This window comes from Variovorax sp. 05T418, from assembly GCF_056396385.1.
Map to the genome: position 1 here is coordinate 1 of NZ_JBFTLJ010000024.1, position 19,022 is coordinate 19,022.

Below are 19,022 nucleotides of genomic sequence, written 5' to 3' on the forward strand. Positions count from 1 at the left end.
CGACTCTTGCAGCAGGCCGTGGTCACCCCACCGGTGACCTATCAGCAGGTGATTCAGGCGGGTGCAAAACAGCGCCGAAAAGGATAGGATAACTGTATATTCATCCAGTCACTCAGACCTTCTGGAGCTAAGAGGATACCCCTTATATTTGTACAGTCTTTTCACAAAGGATAACCGCCATGTCGAGATCCGAACCCATCACCTCCCCTGCTCGCAACCATGCGCTGGCCGAAGCACTGGCATGGATTTCAAAGTTCGCACATGCATGGAAGGCCATCGAGCCGGCACCTCATTCGCTGAGCATCGATGGATTCATCATCTGGGGCCCTGTGCTCTATGAGAAACACCGCAACGAGGACCCCGTGGAACTCGCGGCACGGCTGTACGGCCAGTCGGGCGAGTATTCCAGGTACCTGTATCCAGGCCATCCGCCCAAGAGCAAGGATGCACTGCCGACTTTCGGCTCCGACGTGTAGCAAAAGTCACACTTTCACGTCAAAAACGATTCAAAAGGTAACTTGAATGCGTACACAAGGTTACGTTTGATTTGAAAATATCAAATTTAGCGGAGACCATTGTGATCACAGCATTCACCTTGTTAGTCGGCATGTTCCTCGGGGCGTTGTTCATGAGCCTCCTGGTCGTTTCTCGCTCGGATGACTGAGAAGAAGAACGGCCGGGCCCTTGCAGCCCTGTCCATGCCCATCGAAAAGCCCGCTCGCAGCGGGCTTTTCCTTTTCTTGAACTACGTCAGCAGGTTCGACTTGGGCCTGCGATTGCTCTCGATCGAATAGATCGCCGGCTTGTCCTGCTCGGTCTTCGTAGCCGCCGCCTCGCTGCTGGGAGCTGGTAGCGGATAGACCTCGCCGGAAAGGCGCTTCACACGCTCCGCATACATCTTGGCCAGGGCCGCGTGATGCTCCGCTGCAGCCTGGTGCTCGAGACGCGCCATCTGGGCTTCGTGAAGCAGCGTGGCAGCCCTTTTGAGATGAAGGCTGGATCCGGATTGAAAGAGCTGGAAGAACATGGGACCTCCTGGAGAACACAAGCCGCCACGTTCAAATGCCCGGGTGCATGCGTCTGTAGGCGTACAACTTTTTCGCCTGTCGCTCAGTCCGTGGTTCGCAAGTCGGCGATCGCCGCCTTGCTCTCTCTTGCTCTCGCCAGGATGGCGACGGTTCAGATCGGCAGCGCGATCAGGTCGTGGCCCTCGGCGCCCACGATGCGGGCCCGCGTGAATTCACCCACCTTGAGCGTCTTGCTGATCTTCTCGGGCGGCAGCAGGCGCACGGTGCCGTCGATCTCGGGGGCGTCGGCGTAGGTGCGGCCCACGCCGCCCTTGCGCCCCATGCCGGGTGCCGAGTCCACCAGCACCTGCATGGTTGCACCGATGCGCTGGCGCAGCTTGGCGATCGACACCGCTTCGGCCACTTCCATGAAGCGGGCGCGGCGCGCTTCACGCTCCGCCGGCGGCAGCATGCCGGGGATGTCGTTGGCGGTGGCGCCTGCCACAGGGCTGTAGGCGAAGCATCCGGCGCGGTCGATCTGCGCCTCGCGGATGAAGTCGAGCAAGTGCTCGAACTCCTGCTCGGTTTCGCCAGGGAAGCCCGCGATGAAGGTGCTGCGGATCACCAGCTCGGGGCAGACCTCGCGCCACCGCGCCAGGCGCTCCAGGTTCTTCTCGCCGCTGGCCGGCCGCTTCATGCGCTTGAGCACGTCGGGGTGGCTGTGCTGCAGCGGCACATCGAGGTAAGGCAGCACCTGGCCGCTGGCCATCAGCGGAATGATCTCGTCCACGCTCGGATACGGATACACATAGTGGAGCCGGACCCAGGCGCCATAAGGCTCGGCAATTTCGCCCAGCGTGCGCACCAGTTCGAGCATGCGCGTCTTGACCGGCTTGCCGTCCCAGAAGCCGGTGCGGTACTTGACGTCCACGCCATAGGCCGAGGTGTCCTGGCTGATCACCAGCAGTTCCTTCACGCCGCCTTCGAACAGGGCCTTGGCCTCGCCGAGCACGTCGCCGACCGGCCGCGACACCAGGTCGCCGCGCATCGAGGGAATGATGCAGAAGGTGCAGCGGTGGTTGCAGCCTTCGCTGATCTTCAGATAGGCATAGTGCCGCGGCGTGAGCTTGAGGCCCGCGATGCCGAAGGTGTTGGGCACCAGGTCGACGAACGGGTCGTGCGGCTTCGGCAGGTTGGCGTGGACCGCGTCCATCACTTCCTGCGTGGCATGCGGACCGGTCACGGCCAGCACGCTCGGATGCATTTGCCGCACCAGGTTGCCGCCCTGGTCGCCGGTCTTGGCGCCCAGGCAGCCCGTGACGATCACGCGGCCGTTTTCCGCCAGCGCCTCGCCGATGGTGTCCAGGCTTTCCTTCACGGCATCGTCGATGAAGCCGCAGGTGTTGACGATCACCAGGTCGGCGCCCTCGAAGGTCTTGGCCGTTTGGTAGCCCTCGGCGCTCAGCTGGGTCAGGATCAGTTCGGAATCGGTCAGGGCCTTGGGGCAGCCCAGGCTCACAAAGCCGACTTTGGGGGCGGCCGTCGTGGCGGCACGTTCGGGGGAGGCAACTTCGCTCATATATGCCCCTATTGTCCCAGCTATCGGCCGCGGACGGGATTTCAGGGGCGTTTGATGCCGAATGCGCCCAGGACCTGCTCGGTATTTTTCTGCATCTGCTCCTGCATCTGCAGGAACACGTTCTTGGACTGCTCGACGTAGTTGCCCATGAGTCCCTGGAGCATGGGCGACTGCATGGTCATGAAGCGCGACCACATCTCGGGCGTGAGGCCTTCGGCCTTTTCGGTGAGCTGGGCCTGTACCTCGGTCATGGCCTGGATGTTCTTCTCGAGATAGGGACCCATGTAGCCCTGCATCGCCTGACCGTAGAAGCGGATGATGTTGGCCAGCACCTGCTCGGTGAACATGGGCGCACCGCCCGCCTCTTCCTCGAGGATGATCTGCAGCAGGATGCTGCGCGTGAGGTCGTCGCCGGTCTTGGCATCGCGCACCACGAACTGGGCATTCTGTATGACCAGCTGCTTCACCTCGGTGAGCGTGATGTACGTGGATGTCTCGGTGTCGTAGAGCCTTCGGTTGGGGTACTTCTTGATTACACGTTGCACCGGCTTGACCCCGGACTTCTTGCTCTGCACTGCGGACTCCTTCACATGGATGCCCATGTCATCCGATGATTCTAGGTAGCGGTTTTGCTGCATCGCGACAAGGTTTACCCTGACCGTGCCTGCGCCGCTTCAACCGAGCGTTGTCGCGTACTCGGCGCTGCAGGCGCTGCAGGTGGCGGTCTCGGGGCGTTCTTCGGTGGCTTCCCTGAAACGCAGCGGACTCTTGTGGCCATAGACCACCCAGCAGCGCGGACAGTGCTCCTGGCCTGCCGTGGGCAAGTAGGCGCGCGAGCGCTGCTCGGCGCGCTCCTGCGTCACGGGCGTGCCCTGCCGGATGGCGCGGGCTATTTCGCGTGCCGCCATGGTGTCGGTGCGGCCGCTTGCGTGGTCGTTGATGCCATAGACCGCGCGCGCAAATTCGATGGGAGCCTGCCTGAGCAATGCGGCCAGGCGCATGTCGGCATGAGCCCGATCAACCAGCGTTGATCGCGTATTCATCAGATCGCTTGTCAAGAAATTTGAAAAAGGTTTGCAGAGCGGCCAAGGTAGCACAACAACATGGCCATGGTCTTTGTCTGCTTCACCGCTAGGACGATTGGATCACCGGGGAACCCGGTGAAAGCTCTGTTCGACAGACCCGGTGGTTGGCCGGAAGTCGAAACAGAAATTGGTAGGCGCGATTGGACTCGAACCAACGACCCCCACCATGTCAAGGTGGTGCTCTAACCAGCTGAGCTACGCGCCTAAGGATGTGTCCGAGAAGCAGCTATTGTAGCAGGAGAAAACGCGCTTTTTCAGCGCCGACGTGCAGATCGCACACCGGCAACCGCCGTCACCACGCCCAGCACCTGCGTGAGCCGCGCCGCATCGGAGATTTCCACGGTGAAGGTCATCCATGCCGTGCCCTTGACCGATTGGGTCTGCACGCCGATCACGTTCATCTTCTCGCGTGCGAACACATCGGAGATGTCGCGCAGCAGGCCCTGGCGGTCGGCCGCCTCGACGGACACGTCGACTGCATAGACCGGCGCTTCGCCGCCCTTCGCGGCGCCCCATTCGACATCGATCACGCGCTCGCTGTCGCGCGAGGCCATCATGCGGAAGTTGCTGCAGTCGACGCGGTGCACGCTCACGCCGTGGCCGCGCGTCACGAAGCCGCGGATGGCATCGGGCGGCGCGGGCTTGCAGCACTTGGCGAGCTGCGTCATCAGCGAAGACACGCCCACCACCAGCACACCGCCCTTGCCGGACTTCTCGCTCGCGCGCGGCTTCTTGATCTGCACGCCGTCGTCGGGGTTGGGCGCGGGCTCGGGCGGACGCAGCAGCACCTCGATGTTGCGCAGCGAGAACTCGTCCTTGCCGACCACTTCGAACAAGTGGTCCGCCGACTTGAAGCCCAGCTGAGAAGCCAGGTCCTCGAGGCGCGTGGAGGTCTTGCCTTCGCGCTGCAGCAGCTTCTCGACCGCCTCGCGCCCGCGCGCCACGGTTTCGTGCGTGATCTGCGCGTTGAACCATGCGCGCACCTTGGCGCGCGCGCGGTGGCTTGCAAGGTAGCCGAGCTCGGCATTGAGCCAGTCGCGCGAAGGCCCGCCCTCCTTGGCCGCGATGATCTCCACCGTCTGGCCGTTCGACAGCGGCGTGTTGAGCGGCACCATGGCCCCATCGACGCGCGCTCCGCGGCAGCGGTGGCCCAGCGTGGTGTGCACGGTGTAGGCAAAGTCGACCGGCGTTGCGCCCTGCGGCAGTTCGACGATGGCCGCGTCGGGCGTGAGCACGTAGATGCGGTCGTCGAAAAGCCCCTGGCCCTGCGAGCCGCCCGAAAGGTCGCGCTCCCATGCCAGCAGTTGCCGCAGCACGGCGATCTTCGCGTCGTATTCGCCGCTCGCCCACACGCCCGCATAGCCCTTGTGCCCGGCCTCCTTGTAGGCCCAGTGCGCCGCCACGCCGTGCTCGGCATGGTCGTGCATTTCTTCGGTGCGGATCTGGATCTCGATCGGCTTGCCGGGCTTGCCGTCGACCATCTCGCGCACCACTGTGTGCAGCGACTGGTAGCCGTTGGGCTTGGGCCGCGCGATGTAGTCGTCGAACTCTTCGTCGATCGGCAGGAAGTGCGAGTGCACCCAGGCCAGCGCCGCGTAGCAGTCCTTCACGTCGGGCACCACCACGCGCAGCGCGAGGATGTCGAACACCTGCGCAAAGTCGAGCGACTTGCCGCGCATCTTCTTGACGATGCTGTAGATGTTCTTGGGCCGCCCCTGCACCGTGGCGCGCACGCCCTCGGCCTGCAGCTCGCGTTCGAGCTGTGAGCGCAGCTGCTCGACGTGGCCTTCGCGCTCGACACGCTTCTCGTCGAGCAGGCGCGCAATCAGCTTGTAGGTCTCGGGCTCCAGGAAGCGGAACGAGAGGTCTTCGATCTCCCACTTCACCTGCCAGATGCCGAGCCGGTTGGCGAGCGGCGCGAACACCTGCAGCGACTCGCGCGCCACGCTTTCGGGCGCCGGCTGCTTGCTGGCGGCGGCGTGCCGCAGGGTCTGCAGCCGCGATGCGAGGCGCAGCATGACCACGCGCAGGTCGCGCGAGAACGCGAGCAGCATCTTGCGCACGTTCTCGGTCTGCGCACCCGCTGCGCCTTCGGCCAGGTGATGGCCCTGCGAAGCCGAGCGGGCCTGCTCCTGCACGCGCACCAGCTTGGTGGTTTCGACCGCCAGCGCCGCGAAGTTGTCGCCGAACACCTTGGCGATCACCTCCTGCGGGCGGTTGAGGTGCTGGCAGGCGTAGACCAGGTAGCTCGCAGCCTGCATGGCCTCGGAGCCACCCATCTTGGCGACGATGGCGGCGACGGCATCGGCATGCGCCAGCGTGTTCTCGCCGGTGTCGAGCTTTTCGTCGGCGATCAGCGGCTCGGCGAAAGCGCGTGCACGGGCGAGCATGTTCTCCATGACCGGCGTGCGGTCGGCCGTGGCAGCGGACAAGGGATAGTCCACCACCGCCGTATCGGAGGCGTGCGCCGTTTGAAGACTCGAAGACTCGCGCTTCACGTTGGCCTCAATCGAACAGGAAGTTGGTGACGGCGCCCACCTGCACGGGGTCGACGAAGGTGGGCGCATGGCCCACGCCTTCGAACTCGACCAGCGCCGCGCGCGGACCGCGCTGCGTCATGGCCAGGGCCGTTTCGCGCGAGAGCAGGTCCGACTGCGCGCCGCGCGTCACGAGCGTGCGCGCATCGATGGCGTCGTAGAGGCTCCACATCACGGCACCGCCCTGGACCGCAGCCTCGGGCGTGATGGCGCGCAGCGCAACGGCAATGGCCGGGTCGTAGTGAAGCAGCCAGGGACCGGCTGCGTCGCCATGGGATTCGCTGGCCTCCACCTTGCCGGCGCCATCGGGCGTGCGCTGCGACGCAGGCACCACCATGTGCTGCGACAGCGAAAGCCACTGGTCCGGTGTATGGGGGCCGAAGCTGGTCGAGATCGTCCACATGGCATCGGCCGCCGATTGCACGCTGTCGTAGCGGCCGCCCTGCCCCACGTAGGCGCCAATGCGCTGCAGCGCGGCGGCCTCGATCGTCGGGCCCACGTCGTTCACGACGAAGCGGCGGATCGGCCGGGCCAGCGGCAGCTGCTTGTGCCCCGCCAGCACGAAGCCGATCAGCCCGCCCATGCTGGTGCCCAGGTAGTCGAGCGTGTTGATCGGTCGTTCGCGGTGCAGCTGCGCAACCAGCGCCAGCATGTCGGCCGCATAGACCGGCACCTGGTAGAGGGCCGGGTCGCGCAGCCAGTCGCTCTGGCCGCGCCCCGCCACGTCGGGGCAGACCACGCGCACGTCGCCGGCGGCGCGTGCCACGAGGGCCTCGGCGAGCACGTCGAAGTCGCGTCCCTGCCGCGTGAGGCCGTGCACGCAGACCACCACGCGCGCACTGCGCGCGTCGCCCCATTGCCAGTAGGCCATGCGGTGACCGCCCTGGGCGTCATCGCACGCCACGTAATGAAGCGTCGGTTCTGTCATGAAAACGAAGTCGTCCTGGTGCGGATAATGGTCTCGTCGCATCCTAATTCATCCGGAGATTGATCTTCATGCTCAAACGCAAAACCGCGCTTGTCACGGGGTCCACCAGCGGCATTGGCTTGGCCATTGCCAAGTCGCTTGCACAACAAGGCGCAAACATCGTGCTCAACGGTTTCGGCGACGCCGAAACCCCCAAGTCCCAGATCGAGGCGCTCGGCGTGCGCGCCGAATACCACGGCGCCGACATGAGCCAGCCCGCTCAGATCGAGGACATGATGAAGTTCGCCGCGTCCAGATTCGGGCGCGTCGACATCCTCGTGAACAACGCCGGCATCCAGCACGTGGCAAAGGTCGAGGACTTCCCGCCGGAACGCTGGGACGCCATCATCGCCATCAACCTCACGAGCGCATTCCACACGACCCGGCTCGCCATACCCGCGATGCGCGAGGCCAACTGGGGCCGCATCATCAACGTGGCATCGGCCCACGGCCTGGTGGCCTCGGCGCAGAAGTCGGCCTACGTGGCGGCCAAGCACGGCATCGTGGGCTTCACCAAGTCGGTGGCGCTCGAAACCGCAACCACCGGCATCACGAGCAATGCAATCTGCCCAGGCTGGGTGCTGACGCAGCTGGTGCAAAAGCAGATCGACGACCGCGCGGCGCGCGAAGGCATCTCGGCCACGCAGGCGCAGAACGAGCTGCTCGGGGAAAAGCAGCCTTCGCTGCAGTTCACCACGGTCGAGCAGCTCGGCGGCCTGGCGGTGTTCCTGTGCTCGCCGGCCGCCGACCAGGTGCGCGGCGTCGCCTGGCAGATGGACGGCGGCTGGACCGCTCAATAAGAGAAGAAGCTATTTGAGCTGCACCGATCCCGAGACGTTGACGACCACGCTGGCCTTGCCGGCTTCCACCGGCACCGGCGCATCGGCCGCAAAGGACTTGGCCGCCGCCGCCATGACGCGCGGCCGGATCGGGCCGCTGTCGTTCGCGTTCACCGAGACTTCGCGCAGCGTGTAGCCGCCGAAGCCGAAGCCCTTGGCCAGTTCGGTGGCCTTCTGCTTGAAGTTCTCGATGGCGATGGTCTGGGCCTCGGTCTCGCTCTTGGCGCGCTGCTCGCGGCTGAGCGCGAAGCCCACGTTGCCGACGTTCAGCGTGGTGATGCGGCCTGCGGTCTGCGTGATGCGCGCGAAGTCGCGGCCCTCGAGCACCATTTCGGCGGAGCCCTGCCAGCCGTTGATCTTGCCTTCGCGGGTGTAGCGCGGCGACAGGCTGAAATTGCCGGTGCGCACGTCGAGCTGGCCGCGCTGGGCGTTTTTCTTGGCCTCGGCCAGGGCCGCGTCCACCGCGGCCTTGAGCTGCGACTGGACCGTGGCGGCATCGGCTGCGTCGCGCGTGGTGGTGAGCGTCATGCTGAGCATGTCCTGCTGCACTTCCACTGTGCCGGAGGCCGTGAGCTGCAGCACGTTCTGCGGCGGCGGGACCATGTTCTGGGCCATGGCGGTGCCGGCGGTGCCAGCCGCAGCCAGTGCGGCAAAGGCGGCGATCAAACTGATTTTTTTCAAGACGAGCTAACTCCCCTGGGTTGGTATTCGAGAACGCGAGAGCACACAGCCCTCGCCGCTTCAGCGGCGCTGGCTGCGGGGCAAGGTCAGGGCGCGCGCGGCCGACATCGGCTCCGGCACCATTCGCTCGGCCGGCTGCGATTCTGCCGAATTCAGCACGTGGGGTGTGCCGGGCGGCGTCCATTGCCTTCGCACCTGCTGGCGCAGTTCGAAGAGTTCGGCCGCCGTGAGGCGCCTGCCGGCCACGGCCTCCTCCCGCCGGATTTCGTCGCGCTGCGCGGCACGGTGGGCCGCTACCGCCTCGCGTACCTCGCTGCGGCGCGAATCACCGACCCTGAGAAACTCGCCGGCGTTTGCCAAGGCAGGGCCGCAGCTGCAAGCAACTAGGATCGGCAGGACGGGAAGAAGGGTTCTCATTGAACAAAAGTCATAGCACTGGGCGGACTTTGCCACCGCCGGGCGAACGTCGGATGACTAGACAGCGAGCGACCGCAAGTTTTGTAACTTAGTGTCAAACCATAAGTAAAACCGGCTCAACGGGGGCTCAACGCCTTCAGAATCGGCGCTGTTACAAATTCAACGTTGTAGAAATGACTCAAGTTCCCGCCCGCACTGACAAGATCGTGATCGTCGACGACGACGCCCGCATCCGCGACCTGCTTCGCCGCTACCTGACCCAGGAAGGTTTCGAAGTGATCGTGGCCGAGGACGGCAAGGCGCTCAACCGCATCCTGTTGCGCGACACGGTCGACCTGATCGTGCTCGACCTGATGATGCCCGGCGAAGACGGCCTGTCGGTCTGCCGCCGCCTGCGTGCCGCCAACGACCGCACGCCGATCATCATGCTCACCGCCAAGGGCGAGGACGTCGACCGCATCGTCGGCCTCGAGGTCGGCGCGGACGACTACCTGGGCAAGCCGTTCAACCCCCGCGAACTGCTGGCGCGCGTGCATGCGGTGCTGCGCCGCCGTCCGCCACTCGAAGCGCCCGGCGCCCCTTCCACCGAGAACGAGACCGTCACCTTCGGGCCCTTTGCCTTCGACCTGGGTTCGCGCACGCTCAAGAAGGACGGCGAGGAACTCTCCCTGACCACCGGCGAATTCGCGATGCTGAAGGCGCTGGTGCGCCATCCACGCCAGCCGCTGTCGCGCGAGAAGCTGGCCCAACTGGCCCGCGGCCGCGAGTTCGAGCCCTTCGACCGCAGCCTCGACGTGCAGATCTCGCGCCTGCGCAAGCTGGTCGAGGCCGATGCGGCGGCGCCCCGCTACATCCAGACCGTGTGGGGCGTGGGCTACGTGTTCGTGCCGGACGGCACGGCCTGAACGACACCCTGAGGTGGCCATCGGCCTGCAATCCGCCAGACCCAGCCCAGCCCAGGAGGACGGCGCGCAGGTCACCATGCCAAGCCCCCTGGAGGGCAGCGGCCAGCGTGACCGGCGACCGGGCCTGAAGCTCGGCTTCAGCCTTTTCTGGCGCACATTCTTCCTGCTCGCGCTGCTGCTGATCGGCTGTACGGTCGCCTGGCTGCAGACCTTCCGCTCGCTCGAATACGAGCCGCGCGCCATCCAGACGGCACACCAGATCGCCTCGCTCGTGAACCTCACGCGCGCGGCGCTGGTGTATTCGGATGCGATCACGCGGGTGTCGCTGATCAAGACGCTGGCCGACCAGGAGGGCGTGCGCATCCTGCCGCGCGAGCCCAACGACCGCTTCCAGCCCTACACCAGCGGCGCGCTCGACCAGCGCGTGACCGAGGAGCTGATCGACCAGCTCGGCGAAGGCACCACGGTGGCCAGCCGCGTCAACGACGAGCCGGGCCTGTGGATCGGCTTCACCATCGAGAGCGACACCTACTGGCTGCTGCTCGACCCGACCCGCTTCAGCCGCGTGGGCGGACGCACCTGGCTGGTCTGGCTCAGCACCGCCATGGCGCTGTCGCTGGCCGGCGCGGCGCTGATCACGCGGCTCATCAACCTGCCGCTCAAGCAGCTGTCGCGCGCCACCATGCAGGTGCGCGAAGGCGAATACGAGGCGCACCGGCTCGACGAGAGCGCCCGCACCAACGAGATCCGCGCGGTCAACATCGGCTTCAACCGCATGGCCGACCAGCTCGCCAAGATCGAGCAGGACCGCGCCATCATGCTGGCCGGCATCTCGCACGACCTGCGCACGCCGCTCGCGCGGCTGCGGCTCGAAACCGAGATGAGCGTGTCCGACGAGGACGCGCGCGACCACATGGCGGCCGACATCGCCCAGCTCGACGCCATCATCGACAAGTTCCTCGACTACGCGCGCCCCGACCATGTCGACCCCAAGCCCGTGCTGCTGCGCGACGTGGTCGATGCCTGCACCTACGCCGTGCAGGACTACGAAGAAATGAACATCCGCGTCGACGTGCCGCCCGACCTGCGCGTGCTGGGCGACGAGGTCGAGCTCACGCGCGTGATCTCCAACCTGGTGGAGAACGCGCGGCGCTACGGCAAGACACCCTCCACCGGCATTGCCGACGTGGTGATCCAGGCGCAATCGAACAACGACGCGGTGCTGATCAAGGTGCGCGACCACGGCGCGGGCGTCGAGCCCGCCCTGCTCTCGCAGCTGACCAAGCCCTTCTTCCGCGGCGACGTGGCGCGCACCTCCGCGGCCGGCGCCGGGCTCGGCCTGTCGATCGTGGCAAAGAACATCGAGCGCATGGGCGGCACCTTTGCGCTCACCAGCACGCCCGGGCGCGGCCTGGCGGCGCACATCCGCATGCCGCGCGCCATGCCCGAGCCGAGGCCGGCGGCGGAAGCGCAGCAGGGCCGGCGGGCCTGAGTCGATCAGCCCTGGCGGTGCAGCAGCACCACCGCGCGCGCTTCCATCGCGCGGCCTTCGCCGACCGGGCCGAGCTTTTCGGCCGTCTTGGCCTTCACGTTGACCTGCTCGGGCGCGAGGCCCAGCACCTGGGCGATGCGCCGGCACATGGCCGGGATGTGCGGCGCCAGCTTGGGCGCCTGCGCAATCACCGTGCTGTCGACGTTGCCGATCTCCCAGCCCGCAGCGCGCACGCGGCGTGCCGCTTCGCCGAGCAGCACGGCCGAATCGGCGCCGCGAAACTGCGCGTCGGTGTCGGGAAAATGCCGGCCGATGTCGCCCAGGCCCGCCGCACCGAACAAGGCGTCGGTGATGGCATGCAGCAGCACGTCGGCATCCGAATGCCCCAGCAGGCCGGTGGTGTGCGGAACCTCCACGCCGCCGAGAATCAGCTTGCGTCCCGCCACCAGCTGGTGAACGTCCCAGCCCTCGCCCACGCGGAGGTTGAACGCGGCCGTCATGCGATGGCCTTTCGGCGGCCGAGCAGCACCGCCTCGGCCAGGGCGAAGTCCTCGGGAAAGGTCACCTTGAAGTTCTGCGCGCTGCCCGGCACCAGCAAGGGCGACAGGCCGATGGCCTCGATGGCGCCGGCCTCGTCGGTCACCGCGTCGCCCGCCCGCTCCAGCGCATCGAGCAGCATGCCGATGCGGAACATCTGCGGCGTCTGGGCCAGCCACTTGTCGGCCCGCGAAAGAGTCTGGGAGACGCGGCTGTCGGCCGAGGAGGCCTTCAGCGTGTCGGCCAGCCGCTGCGCCAGCAGCCCGCCGACGGCGTCGTGCTCGCAGGCCGCGATCAGCGCCTCGATCTGGCTCGAGGTGACGAGGCAGCGCGCCGCATCGTGCACCAGCACCCAGTCATGCGCCCCGGCACCCTTCTGGCGCAGCGCCGCGAGACCGTTGCGCACCGTGGCGGCGCGCGTGACGCCCCCCACGCGCAGCAGGAATTCGTTGTCGGCCGGAAAGCGCGGCAGCGCCGTCTGCACCTCGCGGTCGTCCGGCGACACCACCACCGCCAGCCCGGCAAAGCGCCCCGCCAGCGCGCGGAACGCAGCCACCGTGTGGGCCACCATCGACGATCCCGCCAGCCGCTGGTATTGCTTGGGCTGGGCGCCACCTGCACGGTGGCCGAAGCCGGCGCAGGGAATCAGCACGAAAAATCGGGAAGAAGACATGGGGTGCGGCACGGCCGGCGGCCGGCAAGCGGATAAAGGGCCGCCATTCTAGAATCGACCGTCTCATACACCCCTCGCCCTCAGCGCGGGGTGTTCTGCATTTTCTAAGCGTTCCATGGACCTCCCCCACCTCACGGCGGGCAAGCGATTCACGCTGCCGCGTCCTCCTTTGTCGGCCGATGCGCTGCTGCTGGCGCAGCTGGGCATGCGCGAGAAGGCCGCGGGCCGCGCCACCGCGATGTTCACGGCCGACGCCAACGACGCGCAGCGGCTGATCGACGAGATCGCCTTCTTCGCGCCCGAGCTGCGCTGCGCCCTGTTCCCCGACTGGGAAACGCTGCCCTACGACAGCTTTTCCCCGCACCAGGACCTGATCAGCGAGCGCCTGGCCACGCTCTGGCGCATCAGCCAGAAAGAGGCCGACGTGGTGCTGGTGCCCGCCACCACCGCGCTCTACCGGCTCGCGCCGCCGGCCTTCCTGGCCGGCTACACCTTCCACTTCAAGGCCAAGCAGAAGCTCGAGGAATCCAAGCTCAAGGCCCAGCTCACGCTGGCCGGCTACAGCCACGTGACACAGGTGGTGAGCCCGGGCGAATACGCGGTGCGCGGCGGCCTGATCGACCTCTTTCCGATGGGCTCGCTGGTGCCGTTTCGCGTCGACCTGTTCGACGACGAGATCGACTCGATCCGCACCTTCGACCCCGACACCCAGCGCAGCCTCTATCCGGTGCCCGAGGTGCGGCTGCTGCCCGGCCGCGAGTTCCCGATGGACGACGACGCCCGCGCGCGCTTCCGCAGCCGCTGGCGCGAACTGCTCGAAGGCGACCCGACCAAGAGCCGCATCTACAAGGACATGGGCAACGGCGTGGCCACCGCCGGCATCGAGTACTACCTGCCGCTGTTCTTCGACGAGACGGCCACGGTGTTCGACTACCTGGGTGCGGACGCCACCGTGGTGCTGCACGGCGACCTGGAGCCCGCGTTCCAGCATTTCTGGCAGGACACGAGCGAGCGCTACCGCCTGGTGCGCGGCGACCCCGAACGCCCGGCGCTGCCGCCCGAGGCGCTGTTCCTGAGTGCCGAGCAGTTCTACCAGCGCGCCAAGCCGCATGCGCAGCTCGCGATCCGCGGAAACGCGGGCGGCGGAGACATTGCTGCCGAGACGCCCTACGCCGAGTTCGACAGGCTGCCGCCCTTTGCCGTGGTGCGCGGCGCGGAGGACCCGCTGGTCGGCCTCAAGGCCCATATCAAGGCCACGCCGCACCGCGTGCTGCTGATCGCCGAAAGCGAAGGCCGGCGCGAAAGCCTGCTCGACTTCCTGCGCGCCAGCGGCGTGAGCCCGCCGGCCTTCGATTCGCTGGCCGAGTTCGAAGCCTCGGCCGACGAGAAGATCGGCATCGCCACCGCCGCGCTCGCCTCGGGCTTTGCCTGGCGCGAGCAGGGCATCGACTTCGTCACCGAGACCGAGCTCTTCGCCACCGCGCCCACCACGCGCCGGCGCAACAAGAAGCAGGAACAGGTCAGCGACGTCGAGGCGCTGATCAAGGACCTGTCCGAGCTCAACGTGGGCGACCCGGTGGTCCACACCGCGCACGGCATCGGACGCTACCGCGGCCTGATCCACATGGACCTGGGCCAGGGCACCGATGCCGAAGGCAAGCCGCTCTTGCAGGAAATGCTGCACCTGGAGTACGCCGACAAGGCGACGCTCTACGTGCCGGTCTCGCAGCTGCACCAGATCAGCCGCTACACCGGCGTCAGCGCCGACGAGGCGCCGCTGCACAAGCTGGGCTCCGGCCAGTGGGAAAAGGCCAAGCGCAAGGCCGCCGAGCAGGTGCGCGACTCGGCCGCCGAGCTGCTCAACATCTACGCCCGCCGCGCCGCGCGGCAGGGCCATGCCTTCCGCTACTCGGCCGCCGACTACGAAGTGTTCGCCAACGACTTCGGCTTCCAGGAAACCGCCGACCAGAAGGCCGCGATCCACGCCGTGGTGCAGGACATGATCTCGCCCCAGCCGATGGACCGCCTGGTCTGCGGCGACGTGGGCTTCGGCAAGACCGAGGTGGCGCTGCGCGCCGCCTTCATCGCGATCACCGGCGGCAAGCAGGTGGCCTTCCTCGCGCCTACCACGCTCCTGGCCGAGCAGCACTACCAGACGCTGGTCGACCGCTTCGCCAAGTGGCCGGTCAAGGTGGCCGAGATGAGCCGCTTCCGCTCGGCCAAGGAGATCACCGCGGCGGCCAAGGGCCTGGCCGAAGGCACGGTCGACATCGTGGTCGGCACGCACAAGCTGCTCTCGCAGTCGGTCAAGTTCAAGAACCTGGGCCTGCTCATCATCGACGAGGAGCACCGCTTCGGCGTGCGCCACAAGGAGGCGATGAAGGCCATGCGCGCCGAGGTCGACGTGCTCACGCTCACCGCCACGCCGATTCCGCGCACGCTGGGCATGGCGCTCGAGGGCTTGCGCGACCTGAGCGTGATCGCGACCGCGCCGCAGCGGCGCCTCGCCATCAAGACCTTCGTGCGCAACGAGGGCACGGGCGTGATCCGCGAAGCCGTGCTGCGCGAACTGAAGCGCGGCGGGCAGGTGTACTTCCTGCACAACGAGGTCGAGACCATCGAGAACCGGCGCCAAAAGCTCGAGGAGATATTGCCCGAGGCCCGCATCGCCGTGGCCCACGGCCAGATGCCCGAGCGCGAGCTCGAGCGCGTGATGCGCGACTTCGTGGCGCAGCGCTACAACCTCCTGCTGTGCTCGACCATCATCGAGACCGGCATCGACGTGCCGACCGCCAACACCATCGTGATGAGCCGCGCCGACAAGTTCGGCCTCGCGCAGCTGCACCAGCTGCGCGGCCGTGTCGGGCGCTCGCACCACCAGGCCTATGCCTACCTGATGGTGCCGGACACCGAGGGCCTGACCAAGCAGGCGGCGCAGCGGCTCGACGCCATCCAGCAGATGGAAGAACTGGGTTCGGGCTTCTATCTTGCGATGCACGACCTGGAGATCCGCGGCACGGGCGAAGTGCTGGGCGAGAACCAGAGCGGCAACATGATGGAGATCGGCTTCCAGCTCTACAACGAGATGCTGAGCGAGGCGGTGCGCGCGCTCAAGGCCGGGCAGGAGCCCGACCTGCTCGCGCCGCTGTCGGTCACCACCGAGATCAATTTGCACGCCCCCGCCCTCTTGCCCGACGACTACTGCGGCGACGTGCACCTGCGCCTGTCGTTCTACAAGAAGCTGGCCACCGCGAAGACGCCCGAGCAGATCGACACCTTGCTCGAAGAAATCGTCGACCGCTTCGGCAAGCTGCCGCCGCAGGCGCAGACGCTGATCGACACGCACCGGCTGCGCGTGCTCGCACGGCCGTACGGCGTGGTGAAGGTGGATGCGGCGCCGGGCGTGATCCACATCACGTTCAAGAAGGATCCGCCGGTCGACTCGATGGCCATCATCCACCTGATCCAGAAGAACAAGCACATCAAGCTCGCGGGCAACGAGAAGCTGCGCATCGAGCGCGAGCTGAAGGAGCCCAAGGAGCGTGCGCAAATGGTGCGCGACGTGCTGCGCAGCCTCGGACAACCGATCGTCAAGGAACCCGCCCCCGCATGAGCGCAATCACAGAAATCTCCCCCGGCCTCGTCATCCAGCGCATGAAGCCGCCGCTGAAGCTGGCCGACTTCAAGCTGATCGCGTTCGACATGGACTCGACGCTGATCAACATCGAATGCATCGACGAAATCGCCGACGCGGTCGGCAAGAAAGCCGAGGTGGCCGCGATCACCGAAGCCACGATGCGCGGCGAGATCAAGGACTTCAAGGAAAGCCTGCGGCGGCGCGTGGCGCTGCTCAAGGGCGTGCCGGTCGAGGCGCTGCAGCAGGTCTACGACGAGCGGCTGAAGCTCAATCCGGGCGCGGCGGAACTGGTGGCGGCCTGCAAGGCGGCCGGGCTCAAGGTGCTGCTGGTGTCGGGCGGCTTCACCTTCTTTGCGAACCGCGTGAAGGACCGCCTGGGCATTGACTTCGCACGCTCCAACCTGCTCGACGAGGCCGATGGCAAGCTCACCGGCCAGGTGGTGCAGCAAAGCTGGGGCGACATCTGCGACGGCGCCGAGAAGCGCCGCACGCTGCTCGAGGTTGCATCCCTGCTGGGCATTTCTCCGCAGGAAGCCATTGCCGTGGGCGATGGCGCGAACGACCTGCCGATGATGGGCGAAGCCGGCCTCTCCGTGGCCTACCACGCCAAGCCGAAGGTGCGCGAGCAGGCCATGGTGGCGATCAACGAAGGCGGGCTTGAGCGGCTGTTGGAGCTTCTGGAGTGACTCTTTGCCTCGCGTTGTGCTTGACGTGATTTGTTCAGGGCGCTGGTTGATCAGCGGCACACCGGCAGCGTGCCCTGGTGCACAGGGCATCGGGTGCTCCCCGCAGCGAAATCAAGGAGGAGGCCGAAGGCCGGGGGACATTCGCGGAGGGGAGTACCCGGTGGCCTGTGCACGCGCCCTGAACAAGAGCGCCCTGAACAACAGCGCCCTGAAACAAAACCACCCGAACCAGCACACAAATCACAAGCACCCCTCGCAGCAATCAGCTTGATGGAGACATGACATGACCGACACCACCGCCCCCCTCTACCGCGCCGAGGCGCTCAAGGATTACGCCGGCGCCCTGCTGCAGAAGGCCGGCCTCGCCGCTCCGATGACCGACAGCGTCGCCCGCACCCTCGTCGAAGGCGACCTGCTGGGCCACGACACGCACGGTCTCGCGCTGCTGGCCGGCTACGTGAAGGAACTCGAGTCCGGCGGCATGACGCGGGAAGGCGCGCCCGAGGTGCTGTCGGACCGCCCGGCCGCCGTGCTCTGGGACGGCAAGCGCCTGCCCGGCCCCTGGCTCATGGACCAGGGCATGGACCTGCTGGTTCCGCGCGCCCGCGAACTCGGCACCGCCTCGCTCGTGATCCGCCGCAGCCACCACATCGCCTGCCTCGCCGTCTACATGCTGCGCGCGCTCGAGGAAGACATGCTGATGCTGCTCGCCTGCTCCGACCCCAACACCGCCAGCGTCGCGCCCTTCGGCGGCACGCAGGCGGTGTTCACGCCGAATCCGCTGGCCATGGGCTTTCCGCTCTCGCAAGGCGGCGTGATGGTCGACATCTCGGCCTCCATCACCACCAACGGCATGAGCAACCGCAAGCGCGCCGCCGGCGAAACCTTTGCGGAGGAATGGCTGATCGACGCCGCCGGCAAGCCGTCGAACAACCCGCAGGTGCTGTTCGACCAGCCGCCCGGCACGCTGCTGCCCGTGGGCGGATTGAGCCATGGGCACAAGGGCTACGGCATGGCGCTGCTGGTCGAGACGCTGACCGCCGGCCTCGCGGGCCATGGCCGCGCCGACCCGCCCGAAGGCTGGGGCGCGACGGTGCACGTCACGCTGCACGATCTGCATGCCTTTGGCGGCAAGGAAGCTTTCCTGCGCCAGATGGACCATGTGGCTGCGCAGTGCCGCAACAACAGGCCGATCGATCCGGCAAGGCCCGTGCGGATGCCAGGCGAAGGCGGCTTGAAGCGCCGCGATGCGCAGTCGAAGAACGGGGTGCGCCTGCACCCGTCGATCGCGCGGTCGCTGCAGGATGCGGAGCAGCGCCACGGCCTGCGCCTTGCGCAGGCGCTGCTCTGAGATAGCTGGCTAGATTTCTTCGGGCGGCTCTTCTTGCGCCGGCTCCCCGGCTGCGCGCGGCTTGCGCTTGCCGGGCTTGGCGACGACCTCGACGTAGAACTGCTTGCCGCCTTCCTTGGCGATGCCGTCGATCAGGCCCGTGATGGCCGACAGGTGCACGGCCTCGGCGGTTTCTTCGGAGGTGCCGAACCTGCAGTCGAAGTCCCAGAAGTCTGCGCCTTCGGGCAGGACGCGGCGCCGCTCGCGCTTGATGTACTTGCGGATCTCGTGCTTGATGGCTTCGAGGAGTCGGTCGGGGTGCTTGCCCTCGACCTGAAGCTGAAAGGTTTTTCTCATGGTCGATCCTAACCCGCGGCCTGTGTACAGTCGGCGGTGGTTCAAACGAAAGCAGGTGAAGACATGGCGCGCGCAAACGACTGGGCAAGCAAGGTGATGGCATTGGTCAACGGCGGCAACGCATCGGCGGCCATCGCGCAGATCAAGGTCGCACCCTCGGTCAAGGACCTGAAGGCGCTGCAGACCATCATGACGCTATCGAAAATGAAAGGCCGCTATCCGAACGTGGATGCGGCCATTGCGGACAACCTCGCGCTGCTGGCGGCGCCGCGCCTGCACCGCTCGCCCTGAGT

Annotated in this window: 19 protein-coding genes and 1 tRNA gene; 8 read left to right on the top strand and 12 right to left on the bottom strand. The window is 66.6% G+C overall.

The window, feature by feature from the left end; all coding sequences use genetic code 11:
• Positions 1–179: 179 nt before the first annotated feature.
• Positions 180–476 carry a hypothetical protein gene (locus AC1DMS_RS29680; protein WP_012747701.1) on the top strand — a complete coding sequence of 99 codons (297 nt, stop codon included), beginning with the start codon at positions 180–182 and terminating at the stop codon, positions 474–476.
• A gap of 269 nt (positions 477–745) precedes the next feature.
• Here the strand turns inward: AC1DMS_RS29680 and AC1DMS_RS29685 are convergent, their stop codons facing one another.
• From AC1DMS_RS29685 to AC1DMS_RS29715, 7 genes are all read right to left on the bottom strand, one after another.
• Complete coding sequence (locus tag AC1DMS_RS29685; RefSeq protein WP_012747700.1) at positions 746–1,027, bottom strand: hypothetical protein; 282 nt, start codon at positions 1,025–1,027, stop codon at positions 746–748.
• Between the two features lie 152 nt (positions 1,028–1,179).
• Positions 1,180–2,586, bottom strand: a complete 1,407-nt coding sequence (rimO, locus tag AC1DMS_RS29690) for a 30S ribosomal protein S12 methylthiotransferase RimO (protein WP_012747699.1) — start codon at positions 2,584–2,586, stop codon at positions 1,180–1,182.
• Positions 2,587–2,627: 41 nt separating this feature from the next.
• Positions 2,628–3,188: a polyhydroxyalkanoate synthesis repressor PhaR gene (gene phaR, locus AC1DMS_RS29695; RefSeq protein WP_018905029.1), complete on the bottom strand. Its 561-nt coding sequence runs from the start codon at positions 3,186–3,188 to the stop codon at positions 2,628–2,630.
• A gap of 72 nt (positions 3,189–3,260) precedes the next feature.
• On the bottom strand, positions 3,261–3,629 hold the full coding sequence (locus AC1DMS_RS29700; protein ID WP_244883808.1) for a hypothetical protein: 369 nt from the start codon (positions 3,627–3,629) through the stop codon (positions 3,261–3,263).
• Positions 3,630–3,799: 170 nt separating this feature from the next.
• Positions 3,800–3,876 (bottom strand) — tRNA-Val (locus AC1DMS_RS29705).
• Between the two features lie 49 nt (positions 3,877–3,925).
• Complete coding sequence (locus AC1DMS_RS29710; RefSeq protein ID WP_230537838.1) at positions 3,926–6,070, bottom strand: RelA/SpoT family protein; 2,145 nt, start codon at positions 6,068–6,070, stop codon at positions 3,926–3,928.
• Positions 6,071–6,176: 106 nt separating this feature from the next.
• Positions 6,177–7,136 carry an alpha/beta fold hydrolase gene (locus tag AC1DMS_RS29715; RefSeq protein WP_012747695.1) on the bottom strand — a complete coding sequence of 320 codons (960 nt, stop codon included), beginning with the start codon at positions 7,134–7,136 and terminating at the stop codon, positions 6,177–6,179.
• Between the two features lie 68 nt (positions 7,137–7,204).
• On the opposite strand from AC1DMS_RS29715, the gene AC1DMS_RS29720 reads away from it, so the two are divergent.
• The gene (locus AC1DMS_RS29720) at positions 7,205–7,975 is read left to right on the top strand and encodes a 3-hydroxybutyrate dehydrogenase (protein WP_012747694.1); all 771 of its coding nucleotides are present in this window, start codon (positions 7,205–7,207) and stop codon (positions 7,973–7,975) included.
• Positions 7,976–7,984: 9 nt separating this feature from the next.
• Here the strand turns inward: AC1DMS_RS29720 and AC1DMS_RS29725 are convergent, their stop codons facing one another.
• On the bottom strand, positions 7,985–8,695 hold the full coding sequence (locus tag AC1DMS_RS29725) for an SIMPL domain-containing protein (RefSeq protein ID WP_012747693.1): 711 nt from the start codon (positions 8,693–8,695) through the stop codon (positions 7,985–7,987).
• Between the two features lie 60 nt (positions 8,696–8,755).
• A complete protein-coding gene (locus AC1DMS_RS29730; protein WP_369664464.1) occupies positions 8,756–9,055 on the bottom strand; it encodes a hypothetical protein in 300 nt (99 codons plus the stop codon).
• A gap of 230 nt (positions 9,056–9,285) precedes the next feature.
• Here AC1DMS_RS29730 and ompR point away from each other — a divergent pair, with 230 nt between their 5' ends.
• Positions 9,286–10,017, top strand: coding sequence for an osmolarity response regulator transcription factor OmpR (ompR, locus tag AC1DMS_RS29735; protein WP_012747691.1), 732 nt, complete (start codon positions 9,286–9,288; stop codon positions 10,015–10,017).
• 76 nt (positions 10,018–10,093) lie between these two features.
• On the top strand, positions 10,094–11,509 hold the full coding sequence (locus AC1DMS_RS29740; RefSeq protein WP_012747690.1) for a sensor histidine kinase: 1,416 nt from the start codon (positions 10,094–10,096) through the stop codon (positions 11,507–11,509).
• 5 nt (positions 11,510–11,514) lie between these two features.
• Here AC1DMS_RS29740 and ispF read toward each other — a convergent pair whose 3' ends face one another.
• Positions 11,515–12,009, bottom strand: a complete 495-nt coding sequence (gene ispF, locus AC1DMS_RS29745; protein WP_012747689.1) for a 2-C-methyl-D-erythritol 2,4-cyclodiphosphate synthase — start codon at positions 12,007–12,009, stop codon at positions 11,515–11,517.
• On the bottom strand, positions 12,006–12,719 hold the full coding sequence (ispD, locus tag AC1DMS_RS29750) for a 2-C-methyl-D-erythritol 4-phosphate cytidylyltransferase (RefSeq protein WP_026284068.1): 714 nt from the start codon (positions 12,717–12,719) through the stop codon (positions 12,006–12,008). Before ispD ends, ispF begins: the two co-directional genes overlap by 4 nt.
• 115 nt (positions 12,720–12,834) lie before the next feature.
• On the opposite strand from ispD, the gene mfd reads away from it, so the two are divergent.
• The 3 genes from mfd (at position 12,835) to AC1DMS_RS29765 (ending at position 18,393) form a co-directional block, all read left to right on the top strand.
• Positions 12,835–16,332: a transcription-repair coupling factor gene (gene mfd / locus AC1DMS_RS29755; RefSeq protein WP_012747687.1), complete on the top strand. Its 3,498-nt coding sequence runs from the start codon at positions 12,835–12,837 to the stop codon at positions 16,330–16,332.
• Positions 16,329–17,042, top strand: a complete 714-nt coding sequence (gene serB / locus AC1DMS_RS29760) for a phosphoserine phosphatase SerB (RefSeq protein ID WP_012747686.1) — start codon at positions 16,329–16,331, stop codon at positions 17,040–17,042. The genes mfd and serB overlap by 4 nt, the downstream gene beginning before the upstream one ends.
• 283 nt (positions 17,043–17,325) lie before the next feature.
• Positions 17,326–18,393, top strand: a complete 1,068-nt coding sequence (locus AC1DMS_RS29765; RefSeq protein WP_012747684.1) for an Ldh family oxidoreductase — start codon at positions 17,326–17,328, stop codon at positions 18,391–18,393.
• Positions 18,394–18,402: 9 nt separating this feature from the next.
• Here the strand turns inward: AC1DMS_RS29765 and AC1DMS_RS29770 are convergent, their stop codons facing one another.
• Positions 18,403–18,729 carry a DUF6172 family protein gene (locus tag AC1DMS_RS29770; RefSeq protein WP_012747683.1) on the bottom strand — a complete coding sequence of 109 codons (327 nt, stop codon included), beginning with the start codon at positions 18,727–18,729 and terminating at the stop codon, positions 18,403–18,405.
• A gap of 63 nt (positions 18,730–18,792) precedes the next feature.
• Between AC1DMS_RS29770 and AC1DMS_RS29775 the strand changes: the two genes are divergently transcribed.
• On the top strand, positions 18,793–19,020 hold the full coding sequence (locus AC1DMS_RS29775) for a hypothetical protein (protein WP_012747682.1): 228 nt from the start codon (positions 18,793–18,795) through the stop codon (positions 19,018–19,020).
• The last annotated feature ends 2 nt before the right edge of the window (positions 19,021–19,022 follow it).

What these genes read in the sequence shown, in the direction of transcription:
- AC1DMS_RS29765 (WP_012747684.1), top strand. Translation starts at nt 17,326, where the DNA reads ATGACCGACACCACCGCCCCCCTCTACCGCGCCGAGGCGCTCAAGGAT.
- phaR (WP_018905029.1), bottom strand. Translation starts at nt 3,188, where the DNA reads ATGGGCATCCATGTGAAGGAGTCCGCAGTGCAGAGCAAGAAGTCCGGG.
- mfd (WP_012747687.1), top strand. Translation starts at nt 12,835, where the DNA reads ATGGACCTCCCCCACCTCACGGCGGGCAAGCGATTCACGCTGCCGCGT.
- ompR (WP_012747691.1), top strand. Translation starts at nt 9,286, where the DNA reads ATGACTCAAGTTCCCGCCCGCACTGACAAGATCGTGATCGTCGACGAC.
- AC1DMS_RS29700 (WP_244883808.1), bottom strand. Translation starts at nt 3,629, where the DNA reads ATGAATACGCGATCAACGCTGGTTGATCGGGCTCATGCCGACATGCGC.
- serB (WP_012747686.1), top strand. Translation starts at nt 16,329, where the DNA reads ATGAGCGCAATCACAGAAATCTCCCCCGGCCTCGTCATCCAGCGCATG.
- ispF (WP_012747689.1), bottom strand. Translation starts at nt 12,009, where the DNA reads ATGACGGCCGCGTTCAACCTCCGCGTGGGCGAGGGCTGGGACGTTCAC.
- AC1DMS_RS29720 (WP_012747694.1), top strand. Translation starts at nt 7,205, where the DNA reads ATGCTCAAACGCAAAACCGCGCTTGTCACGGGGTCCACCAGCGGCATT.
- AC1DMS_RS29710 (WP_230537838.1), bottom strand. Translation starts at nt 6,070, where the DNA reads ATGGAGAACATGCTCGCCCGTGCACGCGCTTTCGCCGAGCCGCTGATC.
- AC1DMS_RS29715 (WP_012747695.1), bottom strand. Translation starts at nt 7,136, where the DNA reads ATGACAGAACCGACGCTTCATTACGTGGCGTGCGATGACGCCCAGGGC.
- AC1DMS_RS29680 (WP_012747701.1), top strand. Translation starts at nt 180, where the DNA reads ATGTCGAGATCCGAACCCATCACCTCCCCTGCTCGCAACCATGCGCTG.
- AC1DMS_RS29740 (WP_012747690.1), top strand. Translation starts at nt 10,094, where the DNA reads ATGCCAAGCCCCCTGGAGGGCAGCGGCCAGCGTGACCGGCGACCGGGC.
- AC1DMS_RS29685 (WP_012747700.1), bottom strand. Translation starts at nt 1,027, where the DNA reads ATGTTCTTCCAGCTCTTTCAATCCGGATCCAGCCTTCATCTCAAAAGG.
- AC1DMS_RS29770 (WP_012747683.1), bottom strand. Translation starts at nt 18,729, where the DNA reads ATGAGAAAAACCTTTCAGCTTCAGGTCGAGGGCAAGCACCCCGACCGA.
- AC1DMS_RS29775 (WP_012747682.1), top strand. Translation starts at nt 18,793, where the DNA reads ATGGCGCGCGCAAACGACTGGGCAAGCAAGGTGATGGCATTGGTCAAC.
- rimO (WP_012747699.1), bottom strand. Translation starts at nt 2,586, where the DNA reads ATGAGCGAAGTTGCCTCCCCCGAACGTGCCGCCACGACGGCCGCCCCC.
- ispD (WP_026284068.1), bottom strand. Translation starts at nt 12,719, where the DNA reads ATGTCTTCTTCCCGATTTTTCGTGCTGATTCCCTGCGCCGGCTTCGGC.